16 protein-coding genes are annotated in these 19,645 nt (G+C 71.1%); 4 read left to right on the top strand and 12 right to left on the bottom strand.

Annotation, left to right across the window (positions count from 1 at the left end):
* Positions 1-4 precede the first annotated feature (4 nt).
* From ABZ016_RS08650 to ABZ016_RS08635, 4 genes are all read right to left on the bottom strand, one after another.
* Positions 5-769 carry an IclR family transcriptional regulator gene (locus ABZ016_RS08650; RefSeq protein ID WP_356915798.1) on the bottom strand — a complete coding sequence of 255 codons (765 nt, stop codon included), beginning with the start codon at positions 767-769 and terminating at the stop codon, positions 5-7.
* Positions 766-2,136 (bottom strand): prolyl oligopeptidase family serine peptidase, encoded by a 1,371-nt coding sequence (locus tag ABZ016_RS08645; protein ID WP_356915797.1) that lies wholly within the window; start codon positions 2,134-2,136, stop codon positions 766-768. The genes ABZ016_RS08650 and ABZ016_RS08645 overlap by 4 nt, the downstream gene beginning before the upstream one ends.
* On the bottom strand, positions 2,133-3,479 hold the full coding sequence (locus tag ABZ016_RS08640; RefSeq protein WP_356915796.1) for an MFS transporter: 1,347 nt from the start codon (positions 3,477-3,479) through the stop codon (positions 2,133-2,135). The genes ABZ016_RS08645 and ABZ016_RS08640 overlap by 4 nt, the downstream gene beginning before the upstream one ends.
* 80 nt (positions 3,480-3,559) lie before the next feature.
* Positions 3,560-4,093, bottom strand: coding sequence for a MarR family transcriptional regulator (locus ABZ016_RS08635; RefSeq protein ID WP_356915795.1), 534 nt, complete (start codon positions 4,091-4,093; stop codon positions 3,560-3,562).
* A gap of 115 nt (positions 4,094-4,208) precedes the next feature.
* On the opposite strand from ABZ016_RS08635, the gene ABZ016_RS08630 reads away from it, so the two are divergent.
* The 4 genes from ABZ016_RS08630 to ABZ016_RS08615 are packed head-to-tail and all read left to right on the top strand — an operon-like array spanning position 4,209 to position 8,011.
* Complete coding sequence (locus tag ABZ016_RS08630) at positions 4,209-5,126, top strand: SDR family oxidoreductase (RefSeq protein WP_356915794.1); 918 nt, start codon at positions 4,209-4,211, stop codon at positions 5,124-5,126.
* Positions 5,127-5,149: 23 nt separating this feature from the next.
* On the top strand, positions 5,150-6,025 hold the full coding sequence (locus ABZ016_RS08625; RefSeq protein WP_356915793.1) for an amidohydrolase family protein: 876 nt from the start codon (positions 5,150-5,152) through the stop codon (positions 6,023-6,025).
* Positions 6,026-6,035: 10 nt separating this feature from the next.
* Positions 6,036-7,544 carry a long-chain fatty acid--CoA ligase gene (locus ABZ016_RS08620; RefSeq protein WP_356915792.1) on the top strand — a complete coding sequence of 503 codons (1,509 nt, stop codon included), beginning with the start codon at positions 6,036-6,038 and terminating at the stop codon, positions 7,542-7,544.
* A gap of 11 nt (positions 7,545-7,555) precedes the next feature.
* Positions 7,556-8,011, top strand: a complete 456-nt coding sequence (locus ABZ016_RS08615; protein ID WP_356915791.1) for a MaoC family dehydratase — start codon at positions 7,556-7,558, stop codon at positions 8,009-8,011.
* On the opposite strand, the gene ABZ016_RS08610 is transcribed toward ABZ016_RS08615, so the two are convergent.
* The 8 genes from ABZ016_RS08610 to ABZ016_RS08575 all read right to left on the bottom strand — a co-directional run bounded on the left by ABZ016_RS08610 (position 8,002) and on the right by ABZ016_RS08575 (position 19,611).
* Positions 8,002-8,829 (bottom strand): PaaX family transcriptional regulator C-terminal domain-containing protein, encoded by an 828-nt coding sequence (locus tag ABZ016_RS08610; protein ID WP_356915790.1) that lies wholly within the window; start codon positions 8,827-8,829, stop codon positions 8,002-8,004. The genes ABZ016_RS08615 and ABZ016_RS08610 overlap by 10 nt on opposite strands.
* 52 nt (positions 8,830-8,881) lie before the next feature.
* Positions 8,882-10,555: a PHP domain-containing protein gene (locus ABZ016_RS08605; protein WP_356915789.1), complete on the bottom strand. Its 1,674-nt coding sequence runs from the start codon at positions 10,553-10,555 to the stop codon at positions 8,882-8,884.
* A gap of 22 nt (positions 10,556-10,577) precedes the next feature.
* Positions 10,578-12,428, bottom strand: a complete 1,851-nt coding sequence (locus tag ABZ016_RS08600; RefSeq protein ID WP_356915788.1) for a LamG-like jellyroll fold domain-containing protein — start codon at positions 12,426-12,428, stop codon at positions 10,578-10,580.
* Between the two features lie 42 nt (positions 12,429-12,470).
* A complete protein-coding gene (locus ABZ016_RS08595; protein WP_356915787.1) occupies positions 12,471-15,404 on the bottom strand; it encodes a glycoside hydrolase family 2 TIM barrel-domain containing protein in 2,934 nt (977 codons plus the stop codon).
* Positions 15,401-16,264 (bottom strand): alkaline phosphatase family protein, encoded by an 864-nt coding sequence (locus ABZ016_RS08590; protein WP_356915946.1) that lies wholly within the window; start codon positions 16,262-16,264, stop codon positions 15,401-15,403. Before ABZ016_RS08590 ends, ABZ016_RS08595 begins: the two co-directional genes overlap by 4 nt.
* 213 nt (positions 16,265-16,477) lie before the next feature.
* On the bottom strand, positions 16,478-17,326 hold the full coding sequence (locus tag ABZ016_RS08585; protein WP_356915786.1) for a carbohydrate ABC transporter permease: 849 nt from the start codon (positions 17,324-17,326) through the stop codon (positions 16,478-16,480).
* Positions 17,323-18,207: a sugar ABC transporter permease gene (locus ABZ016_RS08580; RefSeq protein ID WP_356915945.1), complete on the bottom strand. Its 885-nt coding sequence runs from the start codon at positions 18,205-18,207 to the stop codon at positions 17,323-17,325. The genes ABZ016_RS08585 and ABZ016_RS08580 overlap by 4 nt, the downstream gene beginning before the upstream one ends.
* Positions 18,208-18,333: 126 nt before the next feature.
* Positions 18,334-19,611 carry an extracellular solute-binding protein gene (locus tag ABZ016_RS08575; protein ID WP_356915785.1) on the bottom strand — a complete coding sequence of 426 codons (1,278 nt, stop codon included), beginning with the start codon at positions 19,609-19,611 and terminating at the stop codon, positions 18,334-18,336.
* Positions 19,612-19,645 lie beyond the last annotated feature (34 nt).

Raw genomic sequence — 19,645 nt, 5'->3', positions numbered from 1 at the left:
CGGTTCACCCCCGCTCGGGCTGCCACCCCAGCGCCCGCGATATCCCCCGGGCCGCCACCCGTACCGCCGGGACCAGGACCGGCACCTGGGCGTCCGCATGGGGCACCACGATGGACACGGCGGCGGTCACCGAGCCGTCCGCCCCGCGTACCGGCGCGGCCACCGACAGCGCGTCCTCCGTGACCTGGCGGTCGCTCACCGCGACCCCGCTGCGGCGCACCTCGGCCAGTTCCCGCCGCAGCCGCGCCGGGTCGGTGATCGTGTACGGCGTGAACGACGCGAGCTCGCCCGCGCAGTACTTCTCCTGGAGCTCCGGATCGCCGTGGGCGAGCAGGGCGAGCCCGACCCCGGTGGCGTGCAGCGGCCAGCGGGCCCCGACCCGGATGTGCACGCCGACCGCCGACCGGCCCGACAGCCACTCGATGTAGACCACGTCCGAGCCGTCCCGCACGGCCAGTTGCACGTTCTCGTGGGTCGCCTCGTACAGGTCCTCCAGGTACGGCAGCGCGATCTGCCGCAGGGCGAGGCCGCGCGGAGCCAGTGCGGCGAGCTCCCACAGCCTGAGCCCGACGTGGTAGACGCCGGACTCGTCGCGCTCCAGGGCGCCCCACTCGGTGAGCGCGCCCACCAGGCGGTGGGCGGTGGTCAGGCTGAGTCCGGCCCGCCGGCTGATGTCCGTCAGGCACAGGGCCGGGTGCTCGTGGTCGAAGGCCGCGAGCACGGACAGCAGCCGGCCGGGCGCGGTGGGGGCGCCCCCTGTTCCGGTCATGGACGGTTGTCTCCCGGGTGGGTCAGGTCGTAGGGGCGGGGATAGGCGGCCGGACGGTAGGGGACGTAGCGGGGCTCGGCCGTCGGATCCTCCGCGGCCGCCGTCGAGTTGAGGGTGCCGGGCCGCACGTCCCAGCGGCCGGTGTCGAGACGCCGCTCCAGCGTGTGCAGCGCGGCCAGGGTTTCGCCCGTGGTGAAGGTGCAGTGGCCCGGGCCCTCGACATACGCCTGGCGCAGCAGCCCCGCGGAGCCGGCCCCCGTCGCCGCCCGGCGGTACGCGCTCTCCGCCTGTACCGGGATCAGCGCGTCACCGGTCGTGTGGATGTTCAGCTGCGGGTCGTTGAGCCGGCCCGAGAGCACGCTGGTGTTCCGCATCCACCGAACGGCCGGTGGATCGGCCTGGACCCGGGGTGCCCGGCCCAGGGCCGAGAGGTCGGTGCGCAAGGACAGTCCCGCCTCCTTGTAGAGCTCGGTCACCTCTTTGTACAGCGGGGACCGGGCGAGCATCGCGGTGTAGTCGACGCCCGTGTTCCAGGACGGGTTGCCGCCTGCCCGGCTCTCGGCCTCCTGCCGCCAGCTGAAGGCGGGCCGTTGGAGCAGTCCCCGGACGGCGGCGTACTGGTTGGACTGCCGGCCCGCCCAGTCGGCGGGGCCCGGCTCGGTCTGGGAGGAGTCGTTGTAGCCGGGGATGTTGTGCAGGGCGGCGGCCAGGGCGATCCGGGCCCGGCCGTCCGGCGTCCGCTGGGCGGCGTCGACCTTCGAGCCGAGGGCCTTCGCGGCCGCGACCGCCTCCGCCTGGTCCGCGAACCCCGCGAGCCGGATCCCGGAACCCGGCGCGAGCAGCGTGCGCAGCGCGAACACCGGGTCCAGCGTGCTGTTCCAGTTGGCGACACCGCCCTGGACCAGCCCGCACATCGACAGCGAGCCGTCGAACCGGTCGGCGTGCCGCTCGGCGAGCATGCTGGTGACGAAGCCGCCGTACGAGGTGCCCCAGGCCAGGGTCCTGCGGGCCGCCCCGAACTTCTCCGTGAACAGGTCCAGTGTGGCGAGCTGGTCGGGCACCGCCTCCGTGACCGCCCAGCCGTTCGTCGCGTACGAGGAGCCGATCAGGGCGTAACCCCGCGTCAGCAGCTTGTCGCGCGCGGCCGGACTCGGCGTGTTCTGGGCCGGGTTGGGGGCTCCGGCCGGGCTGTAGCCGTGGCTGTAGAGCAGCACCGTGCCGTTCCAGGACGCGGGGACGTCCAGCACGTAGGCGGCGCCGGAGGGGAGCCGGCCCTCCAGGTGGGTGTCGGTGGCGGCGGCCTGCGCGGGCAGCGCGGTCGTCGCCAGGGACAGGCAGGCGGTCAGTAAGGCGAGGCGGATCCTCAACGCGGGGTTCCTTCCAGGGTGGGGGTGGTGGCGGGGGAGTCCAGGGCGTCCGTGTGGGTCTCGCGCAGGCGCCACACCGTGACGGCGGTGATCGCCGCGCCCGCGCACAGCAGTAGCGACACCGGAGTGCTCCCGCCCCCGTTGGAGGCGAGGAGGCTGCCTGCGATCAGCGGGGAGAACCCGGCGCCGACCAGGGTGGCCGCCTGGTAGCCGAGGGAGGCGCCGGTGTAGCGGACGCGGGTGCCGAACATCTCGGTGAGCAGGGCGCCGAGCGGTCCGTACATCGTGGACTGGGCGACGCCGTGGCCGAGGGCGAGGGCGAGGATCAGCAGTCCGGGCGAGCCGGAGTCGACCAGCGCCAGCACCGGGAAGGCGAGCGCGGCCGAGGCGACCGCCCCGGCGAGCACGACGGGCCGGCGGCCGACCCGGTCCGACAGCGCGGAGGCGGCGGGCAGGACGGCGAGGGCCACGCAGGAGGCGACGGTCACGGCGGTCAGCACCTGCGGACGGGTGTACCCCTGGTCCACGGCGTAGGAGATCATGAAGCTCGTCAGCAGGGACTGCGTGGTGAACGCACCGATGCCGACACAGGCGGCGAGCAGCACGGGCTTCGGGCGGCGCAGCACTTCCACGATCGGCGGCTTGTCCACCGGTTTCCGCTCGGCCTGGGCGAACAGCGGGCTCTCGGCGACCTTCAGGCGCACGAACAGCCCGACGGCCAGCAGCACGACGCTGAGCAGGAACGGCACCCGCCAGCCCCAGGAGCGGAACTCGTCGTCGGGCAGGCCGGCGACGAGGGTGACCACACCGGCCGACAGCACGGAGCCGAGCGGGGCGCCCAGCTGGGTGAAGCTGGACCACAGACCGCGTCGCGAGCCCTGCGCCTGCTCGGCGTGCTCGACGACCATGAGCATCGCGCCGCCCCACTCGCCGCCGATCGCGATGCCCTGCACCACGCGCAGGGCGACGAGCAGGACCGGGGCCCAGACCCCGATCGCGTCGTAGGTCGGCAGCAGTCCGATGAGGAAGCTGCCGGACCCCATCAGGACCATGGTCAGCAGCATCATCGACTTGCGGCCGATCCGGTCGCCGAAGTGGCCGAAGACGATGCCGCCCAGCGGCCGGGCGAGATAGCCCGCGGCGAAGGTGCCGAACGCGGCGATGGTGCCGACCGCCGGGTCGGCCCGCGGGAAGAACAGGTCGCCGAAGACGAGCGCGGCGACCGTGCCGTAGACGAGGAAGTCGTAGAACTCGACGGTCGTGCCGAGCAGGCCGGAGACGGCGACGCGGCGCAACTGCCTTGAATCGGGGGCGGGTCGGGCGAGTGAGGGCGATGGCTGCACGGTGGGCTCCCTGGGGACGGGGCGCGGTTGGTCCGTGAAGTTATGCATCCATCGTGCAGCCGTCAATCATTTGCACAACATCAGTTCAGGCCGTCGGCCGCGATCTTCAGCAGCAGCGCGTGCAGCGACTCCCGCTCGGCCGCGTCCAGCGGGCCCACGAGTTCGCCGGTCACCCGCTGGCCCGCCTCGTCGGTGTCGCGCAGGAACGCGCGGCCGCTCTCGGTCAGGACGACGATCCGGCTGCGGCGGTCGTCGGGGGCGGGGCGGCGCTCGGCGAAGCCCTGCTTCTCCAGGTCGTCGACCAGGCCGACGATCGCGCTCGGGTCGTAGCCGAGCCGGGCGCTCAGCTCGCGCTGGAGGGCGCCTTCGGCGGTGGCGAGGAAGCGCAGCACGGCGTAGTGGCGCAGGCGCAGCCCCGACTCCTGGAGGAAGGTGTTGAACAACTGCCCCGAGCGCAGGCCCAGGCGGTACAGGAGGTAGCCGGTGTCCGCGTGCAGCCCGCGCATCCACGGCTCGTCCGCGTCGATGGGCTTCGGGGTGACGTTCTGGCGTGTGATGGCGGGCTCCCTGTGCTCGGTGCGTCCTGTGCTCGGTACGGCTGGAGATTCCAGCATCTCGCACCCGCGGGTCATCAACAACTATTGACGTCAACAATTATTGCTCTTAGCTTCGATCTCGAAGCCGAACCTGTGTGGCTCGAAGCCGAACCCCGTGTGAAGGGACCCACCCGTGCCCAGCATCGATCTCTCCGGCAAGGTCGCCGTCGTCACCGGCAGCGGCCGGGGCCTCGGACTCGCCTACGCGCACGCCCTGGCCGCCCACGGCGCGTCCGTGGTGGTCAACGACGTCGACGAGGCCGTGGCCGAGGCGGCCGTGAAGTCCCTCGAGGAGGCGGGCGGCAGGGCCGTCGCCGAGGTCGTCCCGGTCGGCACCACCGAGGCCGCCGAGCGGCTGGTGAACCGCGCGGTCGAGGAGTTCGGGCGACTGGACGTCCTGGTCACCAACGCGGGCATCCTGCGCGACAAGGTCCTGTGGAAGATGACCGACGACGACTTCGACGCGGTCGTCACCACGCACCTCAAGGGCACCTTCACCTGCGCCCGGGCCGCCGCCGTCCGGATGCGCGAACAGGGCGAGGGCGGCTCACTGATCCTGGTGGGCTCACCGGCCGGCCAGCGCGGCAACTTCGGCCAGACGAACTACGCCGCCGCCAAGGCCGGAATCGCCGCGATGGCCCGCACCTGGTCCATGGAGCTCGGCCGCGCGAACATCACCGTCAACGCGATCGTCCCGGTCGCCGCGACCGCGATGACCGAGACGATCCCGGCCTTCGCCCCGTACGTCGAGGCCATGAGGAACGGCGAGCCGCTGCCGGACGTCCTGCGCAAGGGCGAGGGCTTCGGCACCCCGGAGGACTGCGCCGCCCTGGTCCCGTTCCTGGCCTCCGAGGCCGCGCGCGGCGTGACCGGCCAGTGCATCGGCATCGGCGGCGACAAGGTGGCACTCTGGTCGCATCCGCAGGAGATCAGGACGGCGTACGCCGACGGCGGCTGGACCCCCGGCACCCTGGCGGACGCCTGGCCCACCTCGGTCGGTGCCGAACTCCAGTCGGTCGGCATCCCGGCGCCCAAGCTCCCGGAGGCGTGATGGACCCCGTGAAGGGCCCCGTTATGGACCTCGAGTCACTGGTCGCGATCGACGTCCACACCCACGCGGAGGTGTCCTCCAAGGGGCACTCTTCCCTGGACGACGACCTGCACGACGCCTCCTCCGCCTACTTCAAGGTCGAGGGCAAACGGAAGCCGACCCTGGAGGAGACGGCCGCCTACTACCGCGAGCGGAAGATGGCCGCCGTGATCTTCACGGTGGACGCCGAGTCCGCCACCGGCACCCCGCCCGTCCCCAACGAGGAGGTCGCCGAGGCCGCCGCCGCCAACGCGGACGTGCTGATCCCGTTCGCCTCCGTCGACCCCTTCCGGGGGAAGGCGGGCGCCAGGCAGGCCCGCCGCCTGGTCGAGGAGTACGGGGTGAAGGGCTTCAAGTTCCACCCCAGCATCCAGGGGTTCTTCCCCAACGACCGGTCGGTGGCCTACGACCTGTACGAGGTCATCGAGGAGACGGGCGCCATCGCCCTCTTCCACACCGGCCAGACGGGTATCGGCGCCGGAGTCCCCGGCGGGGGCGGCATCCGGCTGAAGTACTCCAACCCCCTGCACGTGGACGACGTGGCGGCCGACTTCCCGCACCTGAAGATCATCCTGGCGCACCCGTCCTTCCCCTGGCAGGACGAGGCCCTCGCCGTCGCCACGCACAAGCCGGGCGTGCACATCGACCTGTCCGGCTGGTCGCCGAAGTACTTCCCCCCGCAGCTCGTGCAGTACGCGAACACCCTGCTGAAGGACAAGGTCCTCTTCGGCTCCGACTTCCCCGTCCTCACCCCCGACCGCTGGCTCGCCGACTTCGCCAAGCTGACGATCAAGGAGGAGGTCCGGCCGAAGATCCTCAAGGAGAACGCCGCCCGCCTGCTCGGGCTGACGAAACCGTAAGGGGCGTGACATGCGCAACGAGGGACTGGGGTCGTGGCCCGCACGCCGGGCCCGCAAGACCCCGCACCGCACCGCCCTGATCCACGGCGACACCACCCACACGTACGCCGACCTGTACGAGCGCACCACCCGCCTGGCCCACGCGCTGCGCGAGAGGGGCGTCCGCCGCGGCGACCGCATCGCCTACCTCGGCCCGAACCACCCCTCCTACCTGGAGACCCTGTTCGCGGCCGGGACACTCGGCGCGGTGTTCGTCCCCCTCAACACCCGCCTGGCCGGGCCCGAGATCGCCTACCAGCTCGCCGACTCCGGCGCCAAGGCCCTCCTCTACGGCCCCTCGCACGCCGGTCTGGTCGCGGGACTGCCGGGCAGCACGGACGTCCGGACCTACGTCGAGGTGGGCGCCGAGTACGAGGAGGCGCTGGCCGCGGCCGGCACGGAGCCCGTCGACGCGCCGGTCGCCCCGGACGACACCTGCATCATCATGTACACCTCGGGCACGACCGGCCGCCCCAAGGGCGCCATGCTCACCCACGGCAACCTCACCTGGAACGCGATCAACGTCCTCGTCGACACCGACCTGATCGCCGACGAACGCGCCCTGGTCTCCGCCCCGTTGTTCCACACCGCCGGCCTGAACATGCTGACGCTCCCGGTCCTGCTGAAGGGCGGCGCCTGCGTCCTGGTCGAGGCCTTCGACCCGGACTCGACCTTCGATCTGATCGAGCGGCACCGCATCACCTTCATGTTCGGCGTGCCGACCATATTCGACCAGGTGGCGAGGCACCCGCGCTGGCCGGGCGCGGACCTCTCCTCGCTCCGCATCCTGACCTGCGGCGGCTCCCCGGTCCCGACCCCGCTGATCGCCGCGTACCAGGAACGCGGCCTGACCTTCCTCCAGGGCTACGGCATGACCGAGGCCGCCCCCGGCACGCTCTTCCTGGACGCCGAACACGCCGTCGGCAAGGCGGGGTCGGCGGGTGTGCCGCACTTCTTCAGCGACGTGCGCGTCGTCCGCCCGGACCTCGCACCGGTCGACGTCGGCGAGGTCGGCGAGGTCGTCGTCCGCGGGCCGCACGTCATGCCCGGCTACTGGGGGCTGCCCGAGGAGACGGCCGCGTCCTTCGCGGACGGCTGGTTCCGCAGCGGCGACGCGGCCCAGGTCGACGAGGACGGCTACGTCCACATCGTCGACCGCATCAAGGACATGATCATCTCCGGTGGCGAGAACATCTACCCCGCCGAGATCGAGGACCAGCTCCTCGCCCACCCGGACATCGTCGAGTGCGCGGTGATCGGGGTCCCGGACGACAAGTGGGGCGAGGTGCCGCGCGCCGTCGTCGTGCCCCGCGAGGGCGCCGCACTCGACCCCGACGAGGTGCTCGCGTCGCTCGCGGGCCGCCTCGCCAAGTACAAGATCCCGAAGTCGGTCGTGGTGGCGGACGAACTGCCCCGCACCGCCTCCGGAAAGCTCCTCAAGTCCCGTGTGCGCAAGCGCTACGGCTCCGACTCCCAGTGAAGGACAGCTGTATGAGCATCACCGTCAACGGCCTCGACGAACTCAGGAAGCTCGCGGGCGGCGACCTCGGCACCAGCGAGTGGATCGAGGTCACGCAGGAGCGGATCGACACCTTCGCCGACGCGACCGGGGACCACCAGTGGATCCACGTTGACCCCGAGAAGGCCGAGCAGGGCCCCTTCGGCGCGCCCATCGCGCACGGCTACCTCACGCTCTCCCTCTTCATCCCGCTGTTCACCGAGCTCCTGGACGTCCAGGGCGTGACGACCAAGGTCAACTACGGCCTCAACAAGGTGCGTTTCCCCTCCCCCGTGAAGGTGGGCTCCCGCATCCGGCTGGTGGCGAAGCTCGCCGAGGTCGAGGACGTGCCGGGCGGCGTGCAGATCACGGTCGACGGAACCATCGAGGTCGAGGGCGCCGGCAAGCCGGCCGCGGTGCTCCAGAGCCTGTCGCGGTTCTACGCCTGAGACCGCGCGGGCACCAGGTCGAGCAGGCGCTGCGCCGAGGCGTGCGCGAGCGGTGAGAGCCGGTCGTGCACGGTCCGGAACGTCTTCTCGGCCTGCTCCGCCGGCCAGTCGTCCGGCAGGTGCTTGACCGGCAGACGTGGATCGCGCCGGACGATCCGCAGCCACTCCGTCTGCAGCCGCAGCCGCAGCACGAGGGCGTCGTCGGCCTCCGGCAGGCCGTCCTCCCAGGGCTGCCAGCGCCGCACGAACGCCTCGTAGCCGGCCGCCAGCTCGGACAGTTCCCAGGTCTCTTCGATCATCTGGCCGATGTCCGTGCCGACGTCCGCGTGCGCCCGGAAGACCTTCACATGGGCGGACAGGCCGAGCTCGGCCACCAGTCCCGACACGTCGACCTCGCCCGGGGCGATCCACAGGCCGTTGAACAGCGGGCCGAAGCCGCTCCAGGTCAGCTGGGAGCGCAGGTCGTGGCGCTGGCGCTGCCAGGACTCCGGCAGGGAGAAGCCGAGCAGGGTCCAGGTGCCGTCCCAGTGCCGGTTGACGGCTCCGGTCTGCCAGATGCGCCGCTCGCCGTCGCGCAGCACCGCCTCCGAGCGTCCGGTCAGCCCGAAGTACATCCGGCGGCCCTCCCGCTGGCGGCGCAGCAGATCGCGCTTGACCATGCGGGTCAGCGTCGAGCGGGTGGCCTGCTCGCCGATGCCGGCGCGGGCGAACACGTCGATGACGCTGCCCGAGTACACGCACACGTCACGCCCGAGCACCTGGTCGCCCAGGAACGTCAGCATGAGGGACTGGGGCCGCAGCGACTCTTCACCGGTCACGCGGCCCACCGTACCTCCGCCCGATCAGTCGGTGACCTGCTGGTACCCGGGCTCAGGAACCCTCGACGTCGACGAACACGGGGTTCGAATAGAACCACGTGTCGGCCCACGGGTCACCGTCCCCGGGTGTGTGCGGGACCGGCCCGTGCGGGTCGACCGAGGCCCCCAGGTAGCCGGTGCCGTTGCGCTTTCCGTCGCTGCCCCGCAGCCGGACGTAGAAGGACTCGTCACCCGCCGTCAGGGGGACGCGCAGGGTGTAGGTGCCCTTGCGACCGGAGACGTCCTGCGACCGCACGACCCGGGTGTCGGGGGCCTTCCAGGTGTCGCGGTCGGTGACCGGGCCGTGCACCGCGCCGCGGATGACGTCCACGTGCGCCAGTTCGGGCAGGACGCCCTGGGGATTGGGCCGCGAGGCGGTCGTCACGGTGATGTCCAGCGTCAGCTTCTCACCCTTGCGGACCCGTAGCCGGCCGCCGAGCGTCACACCCCGGCCCCGGTCGTGCTCCCGCTTCAGCCGGACGTCGAGCCCGTCGAGCAGATGCCCGTGGTCGAGCCAGACCCGGCCCGCGCGCAGGCCCGCCATGACCGCGCGGTAGCCGTAGCGGGTGACGCCCACATGGGTGCGGCTGAACTGGCCGGGCCAGAAGTCGCCGCCGGGCTGCGGGGTGTCGGTGTTCACCGGGTCGGGAATCCTGCCGGTGTTGTCGAAGGTCTGCCCCGGCAGCCAGTCGCCGTTCTTCCACGTGTCGAAGACGACCCGGTGGACGTCGGAGTTGGTGGTGATCGTGAACAGCTTGCCCTCGGCGAGCATCGCGTCCCACATGCCGCCCACCGTCGCCGTCATCCAGTCGAAGCCGCCGTACAGCACGTAGGCGTTCTCCGGGTAGCCGGCCCAGGAGTTCACGGACGGCTTGTTGGTGTACTCGCCGCGCTGCGAGTCGGGGCCCTCCCAGCCGGGGATACCACCGCCCTGCGCGCCGGGCGCGCCCTCCATGCCGATCATGATCTCGGGGGCCGCGTCCCGCCAGTTGCGCATCTCGTGCGGGGAGTCGATGCCCAGCCGCATCGGATGGTTGGCGAAGACGAGGACGTCGTCGACGTATCCGGTACGGCGCTGTTCGGCGAGCCACTGGATGGCCTTGACTGCGTGCGCCTCGTTGCGCGCGGTGTTCGGGTTGTCCGGGGCACCGTCCGTGTAGCCCAGCAGCTTGCCGTCGTAGGCCAGCTCGAACCGGGTGAGCAGGTCGACCTCGTGCGGACCGGGCGCGGCGAAGATCGTGCAGTGCTCGGCGGCCGGGATGTACCACTCCAGGCCCTGGAATATCAGCTGACGGGGGTTTTCGGCGCGGGCCTTGAGGATCTCCTCGTGCTCCATGGCGGCGCCGTAGTAGGCGTGCCCGAAGTTGGAGTGCTCGTTGAACACCATCCAGTCGAGGCCGTACTTGGCGGCCGCGGTGGCCAGCTGCGAGAAGGTGTACTTCGCGTCGTGGCTGTAGACGCTGTGGACGTGGTGGTCGCCGACGAGGTAGGCGAGGCGGGGGTCCTCGCCGCCCAGTCGTCCGCTGTCACCGGCGGCCAGGGCGGGGGTGGCCGCCGAGCCCAGGGCGAACGCGGCGCCGAACAGGCCGGCGCGGCGCAGGAGCCCGCGGCGGGACACGCCCTGCGGGTCGAGGGCGGCGGGGGAGACGGACGGATCGGCCCAGGTGGGCAGTTGCTGTTCGGACATGATCGACAAGCCCTTCGGGATCTCAGTGGTTCATGAAGGAGGTGACGGGCAGCGCCCGTGCGACGATCCGGACGTCGCCGAGCCGGCCGTGGAAGATCTGGTCGATCTTTCCGCCGTACTCGTAGCCGCCGAGCAGCCACGGCCGCCCGACCGAGGTGATGCCGACCGCGGACGCCCTGGGGTTGCGGAGCACCGGACAGCCCTCGACGTACAGCGTGCTGTGCTCGCCGTCGTTGACCACCGCGAGGTGCCACCAGGTCTCCAACGGGGTCTCCTGGCCCCAGTTGGTGGCGATGCCCTGCTGGTTCAGGGGGCGCATCGCCCACTGCGGTTCCCGGTCGTTGGACAGCGACAGCGTGGCCAGCGGCTCGTCCGGGTCGTCGGCGGTCTTGCCGGCGGCGCCGCCCGTGCCGGTCCGGCCGACCAGGCCCGACCAGGCGTTGTGGTCCGGGTCCCAGTCGGCGGGCAGCCGGTAGAACGCCTCGATGGTGTAGCCGTCCTGGAAGGTGGCCTTGCTGAGCGGGGCACCGTCGACCGTGCGCAGATAGGCGCCCTTCAGCGGCGACTTGAAGCCCTGGAACTCCAGGCTGCCGTGACCGGGCTGGTCGGGGTGGTGGTCCGCCGACCAGCCCAGCGCGCCCCCGCCGACCGTGACCAGGGAGAGGTCGTTGCCCCGCCCGGACAGGTCGCGGACCGCTACGGCCGTGCCGTCGACGGGCTTGTCGAAACGCCAGTACGCCACCGTGCCCGGCAGCAGCATCTTCGCCACGGGCCGGGCCGCCCGGGCGGGCACGGGCGCGAAGCCGGAGAATCGTTTCTGGAAGTCGATCTCGACGGAGAAGCGGTCGGCGTCGCCGCTGAGCTCCATCTCCTGCCGCTCCAGCTCGTTGAGCCCCTTCGCGGCCCGGCCGAGGATCCACGGCGAGAGCGTCTCCACGTCGATGACACCGCGGTCCAGGTCGAACCGGTACAGACGGATCATCGCCGCGCCGCCGAAGTAACGGTTCTGGTAGTTCGTCAGATGCAGATGGACGTCATGGCCGGCCGCGTTCTTCCGCGTCGCGCGGCCGGCGGGCCAGTAGTGGCCGCCCAGGGCCAGGAAGATCTGGTCGTGGTCCTCGATCAGCTGGTCCCACAGCTGCTGCCCGTAGTCCGACAGCGTGTCGTCCTCGACGACCAGCTCGTGCGTCGTGAGGATCACCGGCGTCTTCGGGTGCTTCGCCAGAACCTCCTTCGCCCACGCGTACCCCTGCGGTGACAGCCGCCAGTCGAGGGCGAGCACCAGCCACTCCCGGTCGCCCGCCTCGAACCGGTGGAAGGTGTTGTAGCCGTCCGGGGAGGCGCCGCCGAACGTCGGCTTGCCCTCGAACCGCTTCGGGCCGAAGGCGTCCAGGTACGGTGTCGCACCGCGCTGGTCGGTCGTCGACGACTTCACGTCGTGGTTGCCGGCCAGGACGCTGTAGCCGACGCCCTGCCGGTCCAGCAGCCGGAACGCCTCGCCGATCGCCGCGAACTCCTCCTTCGCGCCGTTCTGCGTGAGGTCCCCGAGGTGCGACAGGAAGACGATGTTCTCCTCCCGGCCGTGCTCCAGCAGATAGCGCAGCGACGCCTCGACCGGAGCCCTGTCGATGCTCGGCCCGTCGAAGAGGTACTGCGTGTCCGGCATCACCGCGAGGGTGAAGCGGCGGCTGCGCGGGTCGGGACGCCAAGCGGCGGTGGCGGCCTGCGCGGTGGCGGCCTCCGCGGTGACGGACGGCAGCGCGGTCACGGCGGCGGCGGTGGCGCCGAGCAGCGCGGTGGCCCGGAGGAAACTGCGTCTTCCGGCACCGGCCTGGGGCGCCTCGCCCAGGTCGTGGTCATGCGAAACGCACACGGGTGCTCCATGGGTGACTGAGAGGGGAGGAACTGGAGGAACTCAGAGAACGCGCAGCGCCCAGCTCCAGCGATGGACGCCGGTCGCGACGAGGTAGGAAGCGAAGGTGTCGGGCCCGCACGACGCCGTGCCCAGCCCGCGGTGCGCCGCGTCGATGTGCACCACGCACCCGGCCCGCGGCACCAGTTCGTCGTGATGTGCCACGGCGGCGAGATCGGCCGCGCGATGGCGGGTCACGGAGACCTGACGGGGCCGGTCCAGCCGTACCGCGAGCCCGGTGGCGTCGGGGGCGGACAGCGTGAACCGCCGCACTCCGTGCCGCCCGCCGCTCTCCTGAGGCCGCAGATACGGGGTGAACAGCTCGTCCACCGGCAGGGAATGGTGCCCCACGGGCGCGCCCGACTCCCGGTCCGGATACGACTCCCAGGGGCCCTGCCCGAACCACTCCAGCAGGTTCAGCCCCGCGGCCGTCTCGAAGACCGACCCGACCCGGGCCACGTCGTGCAGCGCCTCGGGCAGCTCGGCGCACTCCTCCACGAGCAGTCCGTCCTCGACCGCTGTGAACACCTGCTCGTGACGGACGGTCCCGCCCGCGCAGAGGTAGTCGCACACCACGGCCACCCGTCCCGGGTCCCGCCGGACGGCGACGACCTTCCGGGCGGGCGCCGGAAGCCCCCAGTCCCGCCAGCGGCCCGCCATGCCGCCCAGTTCGTCGTTGTCGGTGGGCGCCCGCCACAGGGACAACGTGGGCGCGGCCGTCAGCAGCGGATGGACCAGCAGCCCGTCCTCGCCGACCTCCACCGGACGGCCCGGGACCGGGGTGTGCCTGACCGGGGGCGCCGCCCGGAGCCGCACCTGCGGCAGGCACACCACCGTGCCGCGCGGCGCCCACGGCTCGTCCCCGGCCGTCGTGACCCGCAGCGTCAGCCAGGCCTCGCCGCCGTCCTCCGGCAGCTCGAACGGCAGCGGCACCGCCGCCGTCTGCCCGGGGCGCAGATCGGGCAGCCCGGCGGGAGCCGTACGGGTCGCGCCGTCGGCGAGGGACAGCTCCCACTCGCCGGCCAGCCAGTCCAGGCCCCGGAAGTGCTGGTGGTTGCTCAGGACGACGCCCTCGTGCCGGAAGCAGTCGATCCGCAGGGGCGCGGCGATCTCCCGGTGCTCGAACAGCACCGGCTTGGGCGTGCGGTCGGGGAAGACGACACCGTCGGCGATGAAGGCGCCGTCGTGGTCCGTCTCGCCGAAGTCGCCGCCGTACGCCCAGCGATGCCCGGGCGCGGCGACACCGTTGTCATACAGCCCGGCGCCCCCACGCCCGGCCGGTCTGCCGTCGTTCACACGCTGCAGGATGCCGTGGTCCCAGAACTCCCAGATGAACCCGCCCTGAAGACCCGGGGTGGTCTCGATGGCCTCCCAATGGTCCGCCAGCGTGCCGTTGCTGTTGCCCATGGCGTGCGAGTACTCGCACTGGATGAGCGGTTTGGTCTGGGTGCCGGACATGGCGTGCGCCAGGCACTCCTCCAGCGGCGCGTACATCGGGCAGGCGATGTCGGAGGCCAGGCCGGGGTCGGCCCAGCCGCGTTTGGCGGCGCCCTCGTACTGCACCGGCCGGGTCGGGTCGTGCCGGCGCACCCAGCCCGCCGCCGCGTCGTGGTTCGCGTCGTAGTCGGACTCGTTTCCCAGCGACCAGATGATGACGGACGGGTGGTTCTTGTCGCGCAGCACCATCCGGGAGACCCGGTCGACGAAGGCGTTCAGGTAGCGCGGGTCGTCGGCGATCTCGTGGGCGTGGTCGTGGGACTCGATGTCGGCCTCGTCGACGACGTAGAAGCCGAGCTCGTCGGCGAGGTCGTACAGGGCCGGGTCGTTCGGGTAGTGCGCGGTGCGGATCGCGTTGAAGCCGAACCGCTTCAGCAGGACGAGGTCCGCGCGCATGTCGCCGTACGACACCGTGCGTCCCGTCAGCGGATGGAAGTCGTGCCGGTTGACGCCCCGGATGAATACGCGCTCGCCGTTGACCAGCAGGTCCCGGCCGTCGATCGCGACGTCACGGAAGCCGATCCGGTGCCGGGAGGTGTCGGCGACCGTGCCGTCGGCGCGGTGCAGCCGGACGGTCAGGCCGTACAGCTCGGGCGTCTCGGCCGTCCAGGTGCGGACGTCCGGTACGGCGGCCCGCAGCCGGGCCTCGCCGAGGAAGCCGGAGACCCGCTCCTCCTCGGCGTTGGCCCGGTCGAACTCCGTGTCCTGCGTGAGGAGCTGCCCGTCCAGCTCACCGCTGACGTACCAGCCCTCGGGCAGCGCCCCGGCCGCGTCCCGCACCCGGCAGTCCACGCACAGGTCGCCGTTCCGCCGGGCGCGCACGGTCACGTCCGCGAGATGCAGCGGGTCCCTCGCGTACAGCAGCACCGAGCGGGTGATTCCGCCGTGCCACCAGTGGTCCTGGTCCTCGATGTGCGAGGCGTCCGACCACTTCACGACGGTGAGACGCAGGACCGCCCGCTCCCCGGGGCGCACCAGCGGCGTCAGGTCGAACTCGGCGGCCAGGTGGGAGTCCTTGGAGATCCCGGCCGGCCGCCCGTTCACGTGCACCAGCAGCACGCTCTCGGCGGCCCCCACCTGGAGCACGATCCGCCGCCCGGCCCACTCGGCCGGCACGTCCACCGCTCGCTCGTAGACCCCCGTCGGGTCGGCCGCGGGCACCTGTGGCGGGAACTCGGCGAACGGCATGCGGATGTTCAGGTACTGCGGGAGATCGTCCGTGCCCTGCATGGTCCACACGCCGGGTACGTACGACGACGACCAGACCTCCCCGAGCGGGGCGTCCGGAGCGGGCAGCAGCTGGAAGCGCCAGTCGCCGTCCAGGAAGACGGCCCCGGCCCGCCGGTCGACGGCGTGCATCGGCAACCGCCGCCAGGAGGTCACCTCGGGTGCCTCCCAGGGGCGCAGGGCGAGCAGGGGATCGAAGGGTGCGTCGGTCATGACCATTCCGAAGGTGTGGGTCTGGGAAGAACACGGCCCTGCAGGCCCCAGGCGGGGTCGACGGGGATGCCGAGACGGTCCAGGACGGTGGGGGCGATGTCGACGAGGCGGGGCGTGTCGAGCCGGGTGCCCCCGGGCATGCCCGGCTCGGCCAGCACGACGAAGACCTCCCGCTCGGCACGCGAGTCGCCGCCGTGGCCACCGGAGTCGAGATGGCCGTGGTCCGTGGTGATCAGCACGGTCCAGCGCTCGTCGGCCCGCCGCGGATCCGAGGCCCGGGCCTCGATGGCCTCCAGCAGCCGCCCGAGGTGGGCGTCCTGGGCGAGGAGGGCCCGGTCGTAGGCGGGGGAGAGGGGGCCCGTCGCGTGACCGGCCTCGTCGGTGGCGCCGAAGTACACGAACAGGACGTCCGGGTCGGACTTGGTGAGCCAGCGTATGACGGTGCGGGCGACGCGGCGGTCCGCGGTTTCATACCCCCTGGATTCGCCGTTGTGGCGCACCCGCCGGCCGATGGCCCGGCCGAGGGTGCCGCGGCGGACCAGGGCCGGCCAGGACACCGCGGCCGCCGTGCGCAGACCGGGCCGGGCGGTGGCGGCACGGGTCAGGAAGTCGGGGTAGCGGGCGTAGTCGGCACCTTTGAAATCGTTGCCGGTGACCCCGTGGCGGTCGGGCCACACCCCGGTGAGGATGCTCGACCAGCCGGGCCCGGAGTCGGTGTAGGCCATGCCGGACGAGGGCTCGTCGCCGGCCCGGCCGTAGGGCAGCAGGCTCGTGCCGTGGGCACCCGTGGCCATCAGGTGGTGCAGCACGGGTGCGGCGGAAGGGGAGCGGGTCAGCCGGTCGTGACGCAGGCCGTCCATGCCGACGACGAGGACCTTGGGGCGTGCGCTGTCGGCGGTGTCGATGTCCGTCACTGTTCGCCTCCCTGGTCGCTCGTGTGTGCCGCACCGGCCCGATCGACCACGAGCTCGGGGCGGTTTGTCCGTCGTCGGCTGCCCCGACGCCATGGCTGGTCGCGCCCACGCGGCGGAGCCGCACATCGATACAGCCCCGCGCCCCTTCGGGCGCGGCCCTCAGCTCCCCTGTACCGCGCCCTCCGTGGCGCCCGCGATGAAGCCGCGGGCGAAGATCGTGAAGACCACGACCAGCGGAACGGACGCCATGAGCACACCGGCCATGACCATGCTGTAGTCGGTGGTGTGGCCGACGTGGAGCTGGGCGAGCACCACCTGAAGGGTGAGGTGGCTGGGGTCGGTGAGCACGACCAGCGGCCAGATGTAGTCGTTCCAGGCACCCACGAAGGCGTAGATGGCGAGGAAGGACAGCGCCGGCCTGATCATCGGCAGCGCGATGTTCCAGTACTGGCGGAAGAACCCGGCGCCGTCGATGCGCGCGGCGTCGAGGAGTTCGTCCGGCACGCCGCTCTCGATGTACTGGCGCAGCCAGAAGATGCCGAAGGCGTTGGCGAGGGCGGGCAGGGTCAGCGCCTTGAGCGTACCGACCCAGCCGATGTCGGACATGAGGATGAACTGCGGGAGGACGGCCAGCTGGAGCGGAAGCATCATGAACCCCACCAGCATGGCGAACAGCACCTTGCGTCCGGGGAAGTCGAACTTGGCGAAGGTGAACGCCGCCAGGGAGTCGATGAACAGCACCAGCACAGTGGTGACGGTCGCTACGACGAGCGTGTTCAGCATCGACCCGAAGAAGTCGATGGTGTCGAGCACGTGCCGGATGTTCTCCAGCAGGTGGGAACCGAAGGTGAGCTTCGGGGGGCTCTTGTAGATGTCCTCGGTGGTGTTCGTCGCCATGACGATCGTCCACAGGAACGGGAACACCGAGATCAGGACGGCCAGGACGAGGACGATGTGCGCGGTCAGGCCCTTGGGACGCCGTGACCGCCTCTTGACCGCTGCGGTCATGACTTCCTCCCGCGCTGGACGACCCGCCAGTTGACGACGACCAGCACCATGATCAGTACGAAGAAGGCCCACACGATGGCCGCGCCGTAGCCGTAGTCGTTGTTGACGAAGGCCGACTGGTAGAAGTACAGCAACGTGGTCAGACCGGCCTGGCCGGGACCGCCGAGGTTCGGGTTGGCGGCGTTGCTGCCGAAGAGGACCTGGGGCTCGCTGAAGCTCTGCAGGCCGTTGATGGTCGAGATGACGACCGTGAACAGGATGATGGGCCGCATGATCGGCATGGTGATCTGGAAGAACGTGCGGACGGGCCCGGCGCCGTCCAGCCTGGCCGCCTCGTAGATCTGGGTGGGGATGGCCTGGAGCCCCGCCAGATAGATGATCATGTTGTAGCCGGTCCACATCCAGGTCATCAGCAGCGCGATGACGAGTTTGATCAGCCAGGGATTGCTGAGCCACGGCACGGGTGAGATGCCGACCGTGCCCAGGATCGCGTTGACCAGGCCGAAGTTGTTGCTGAACACCGCGCCGAAGAAGATCGACACGGCGACGATCGAGGTGACGTTCGGTATGTAGAGGGCGATGCGGTAGAAGCCCTTGAAGCGCCGCACCGAGTGCAGCAGCGTCGCCAGCACCAGTGCGCCGAAGAGCGTGGGGACGGTGGACAGGACCCAGATCACCAGGGTGTTGCGGATCGACATCCAGAAGATCGGGTCGTCCCAGAGGAACCGGAACTGCTGCAGGCCCACGAACTGGATGGTGCCCATGCCGTCCCAGCGCTGGAAGGCCAGGTACAGCGAGTAGAAGACGGGGAAGAACGAGAAGGCGCCGAAGATCAGGAAGAACGGCGAGATCGCCAGGTACTGCCGCCAGTGGGACAGCACCCCGCGACGCCTCGGCCGCACGGCGCCCGCCGGCGGCGTACGCCGGGGGCGGAGGCGGGCCGGGCCGGGCCCGCCGTGGCGCCGGGGCACCGCGGCGGGACCGGTGACCGGAGGTGAGGACATCGCTCAGCTCACCCCCTGGCGGCGGGCGATCTGCTTGGCCTGGCTGACGGCGTCCTTCCAGGCGTCGTCGGGCTTCTTGCCCTTGGCCTCGATGCTCGTGAGCTCGGTCATGAAGGGAGCCATGACGGCGGCGTCCGCGGGTGCCTCGTAGCTGGCCGGTATGGCCTTGGCGGCCGGGCCGAACACCTCGATGATCTTCTGCCCGCCGAAGAAGGGGTCGCCTCCGCTCATGGCCGGATCGGAGTACGCCGCCGGCGCGGCCGGGAAGATCGCGGCGTCCGCGAAGCCACGGGCGTCGTTCTCCGGGCTCAGGATCCAGCTGATGATCTTGAACGCCTCTTCGGGGTTCCGGCACTGCTTGGGCAGGGCCAGGTAGGAGCCGCCCTGGTTGGCCGGTCCGCCGGGCATCGCGCAGACCCGCCACTTGCCCTTGGTCTTCGGGGCCGCCTGCTCGATGTCCAGCGCGTGCCAGGCCGCACCGAGTTCGGTGCCCAGGCTCTTGCCGACGGCGGCGTTCCAGGTGTTGTCGTTGATCTTGGCGTCGAGGCCGAGAGTGTAGGGGCGGACCGCGGTGGTCCACGCCTTGCGGATGTGGTCCTGGTCGCCGATGAAGCGGTTGTCCCTGTCGATGAACCGCTCGGTGCCCTGCCCGACCGCCATGTTGAACACTGAGCTGATGTTGTTGACCAGGTAGATGCCCGGCAGCTTCTTCTTCAGCTCGGTGCCGAGTGCGAAGTACTCCTCCCAGGTGCCGGCCTCGTCGGCGACCTTGTCGGGGTCGGTCGGCAGCCCGGCCTTGTCGAACAGGTCCGCACGGTAGAAGAGTGCGGTGGGGCCGATGTCGATGGGGAAGCCGACCTGCTTGCCGTCCTCTGTCCGGGCGAGCTTGGTCTTCCAGTCGAGGTACTGGGACGAGATGTCCTTGAAGCCCAGGTCGTTCAGGTCGAGGAACCGGTTCGCGTTGGGCAGGAAGGACGCCATGTCCTCACCCTTGATGCCGGTGATGTCGGGCACGGAGGTGCCCGCCGCGAGAGTGGTGGTGAGCTTCGACTTGAAGTCGCCGCCGATGGAGGCGACGGTCAGCTTCACGTCCTTGCTGAAGTGCGACTTCGCCTCCGCGACCACCTTGTCGCTGAGCGCGCCACCCCAGTACCACAGGGTGAGGTTCTTGCCGTTCTTGCTCCCGGCCGATTCCGAGCCGTTGCCGCATGCCACGGTCAGACCGGAGGCGGCCGCGGTGAACGCGGCGGCCTGGAGGAAGCGTCTACGGGAAAGGTCCACGGGTCTCTCCTGCTGTTGCTGTTCGACGTGCCGA

The sequence above is a fragment of the Streptomyces sp. NPDC006372 genome (assembly GCF_040612515.1).
GTDB lineage: Bacteria > Actinomycetota > Actinomycetes > Streptomycetales > Streptomycetaceae > Streptomyces.
This window is presented reverse-complemented; position numbering and strand designations above follow the sequence as displayed.

Excerpts from the sequence above, each read along its gene's own strand:
- ABZ016_RS08650 (WP_356915798.1), bottom strand. The coding sequence starts at position 769 with ATGACCGGAACAGGGGGCGCCCCCACCGCGCCCGGCCGGCTGCTGTCC.
- ABZ016_RS08635 (WP_356915795.1), bottom strand. The coding sequence starts at position 4,093 with ATGCTGGAATCTCCAGCCGTACCGAGCACAGGACGCACCGAGCACAGG.
- ABZ016_RS08625 (WP_356915793.1), top strand. The coding sequence starts at position 5,150 with ATGGACCTCGAGTCACTGGTCGCGATCGACGTCCACACCCACGCGGAG.
- ABZ016_RS08620 (WP_356915792.1), top strand. The coding sequence starts at position 6,036 with ATGCGCAACGAGGGACTGGGGTCGTGGCCCGCACGCCGGGCCCGCAAG.
- ABZ016_RS08615 (WP_356915791.1), top strand. The coding sequence starts at position 7,556 with ATGAGCATCACCGTCAACGGCCTCGACGAACTCAGGAAGCTCGCGGGC.
- ABZ016_RS08605 (WP_356915789.1), bottom strand. The coding sequence starts at position 10,555 with ATGTCCGAACAGCAACTGCCCACCTGGGCCGATCCGTCCGTCTCCCCC.
- ABZ016_RS08595 (WP_356915787.1), bottom strand. The coding sequence starts at position 15,404 with ATGACCGACGCACCCTTCGATCCCCTGCTCGCCCTGCGCCCCTGGGAG.
- ABZ016_RS08590 (WP_356915946.1), bottom strand. The coding sequence starts at position 16,264 with ATGGACGGCCTGCGTCACGACCGGCTGACCCGCTCCCCTTCCGCCGCA.
- ABZ016_RS08585 (WP_356915786.1), bottom strand. The coding sequence starts at position 17,326 with ATGACCGCAGCGGTCAAGAGGCGGTCACGGCGTCCCAAGGGCCTGACC.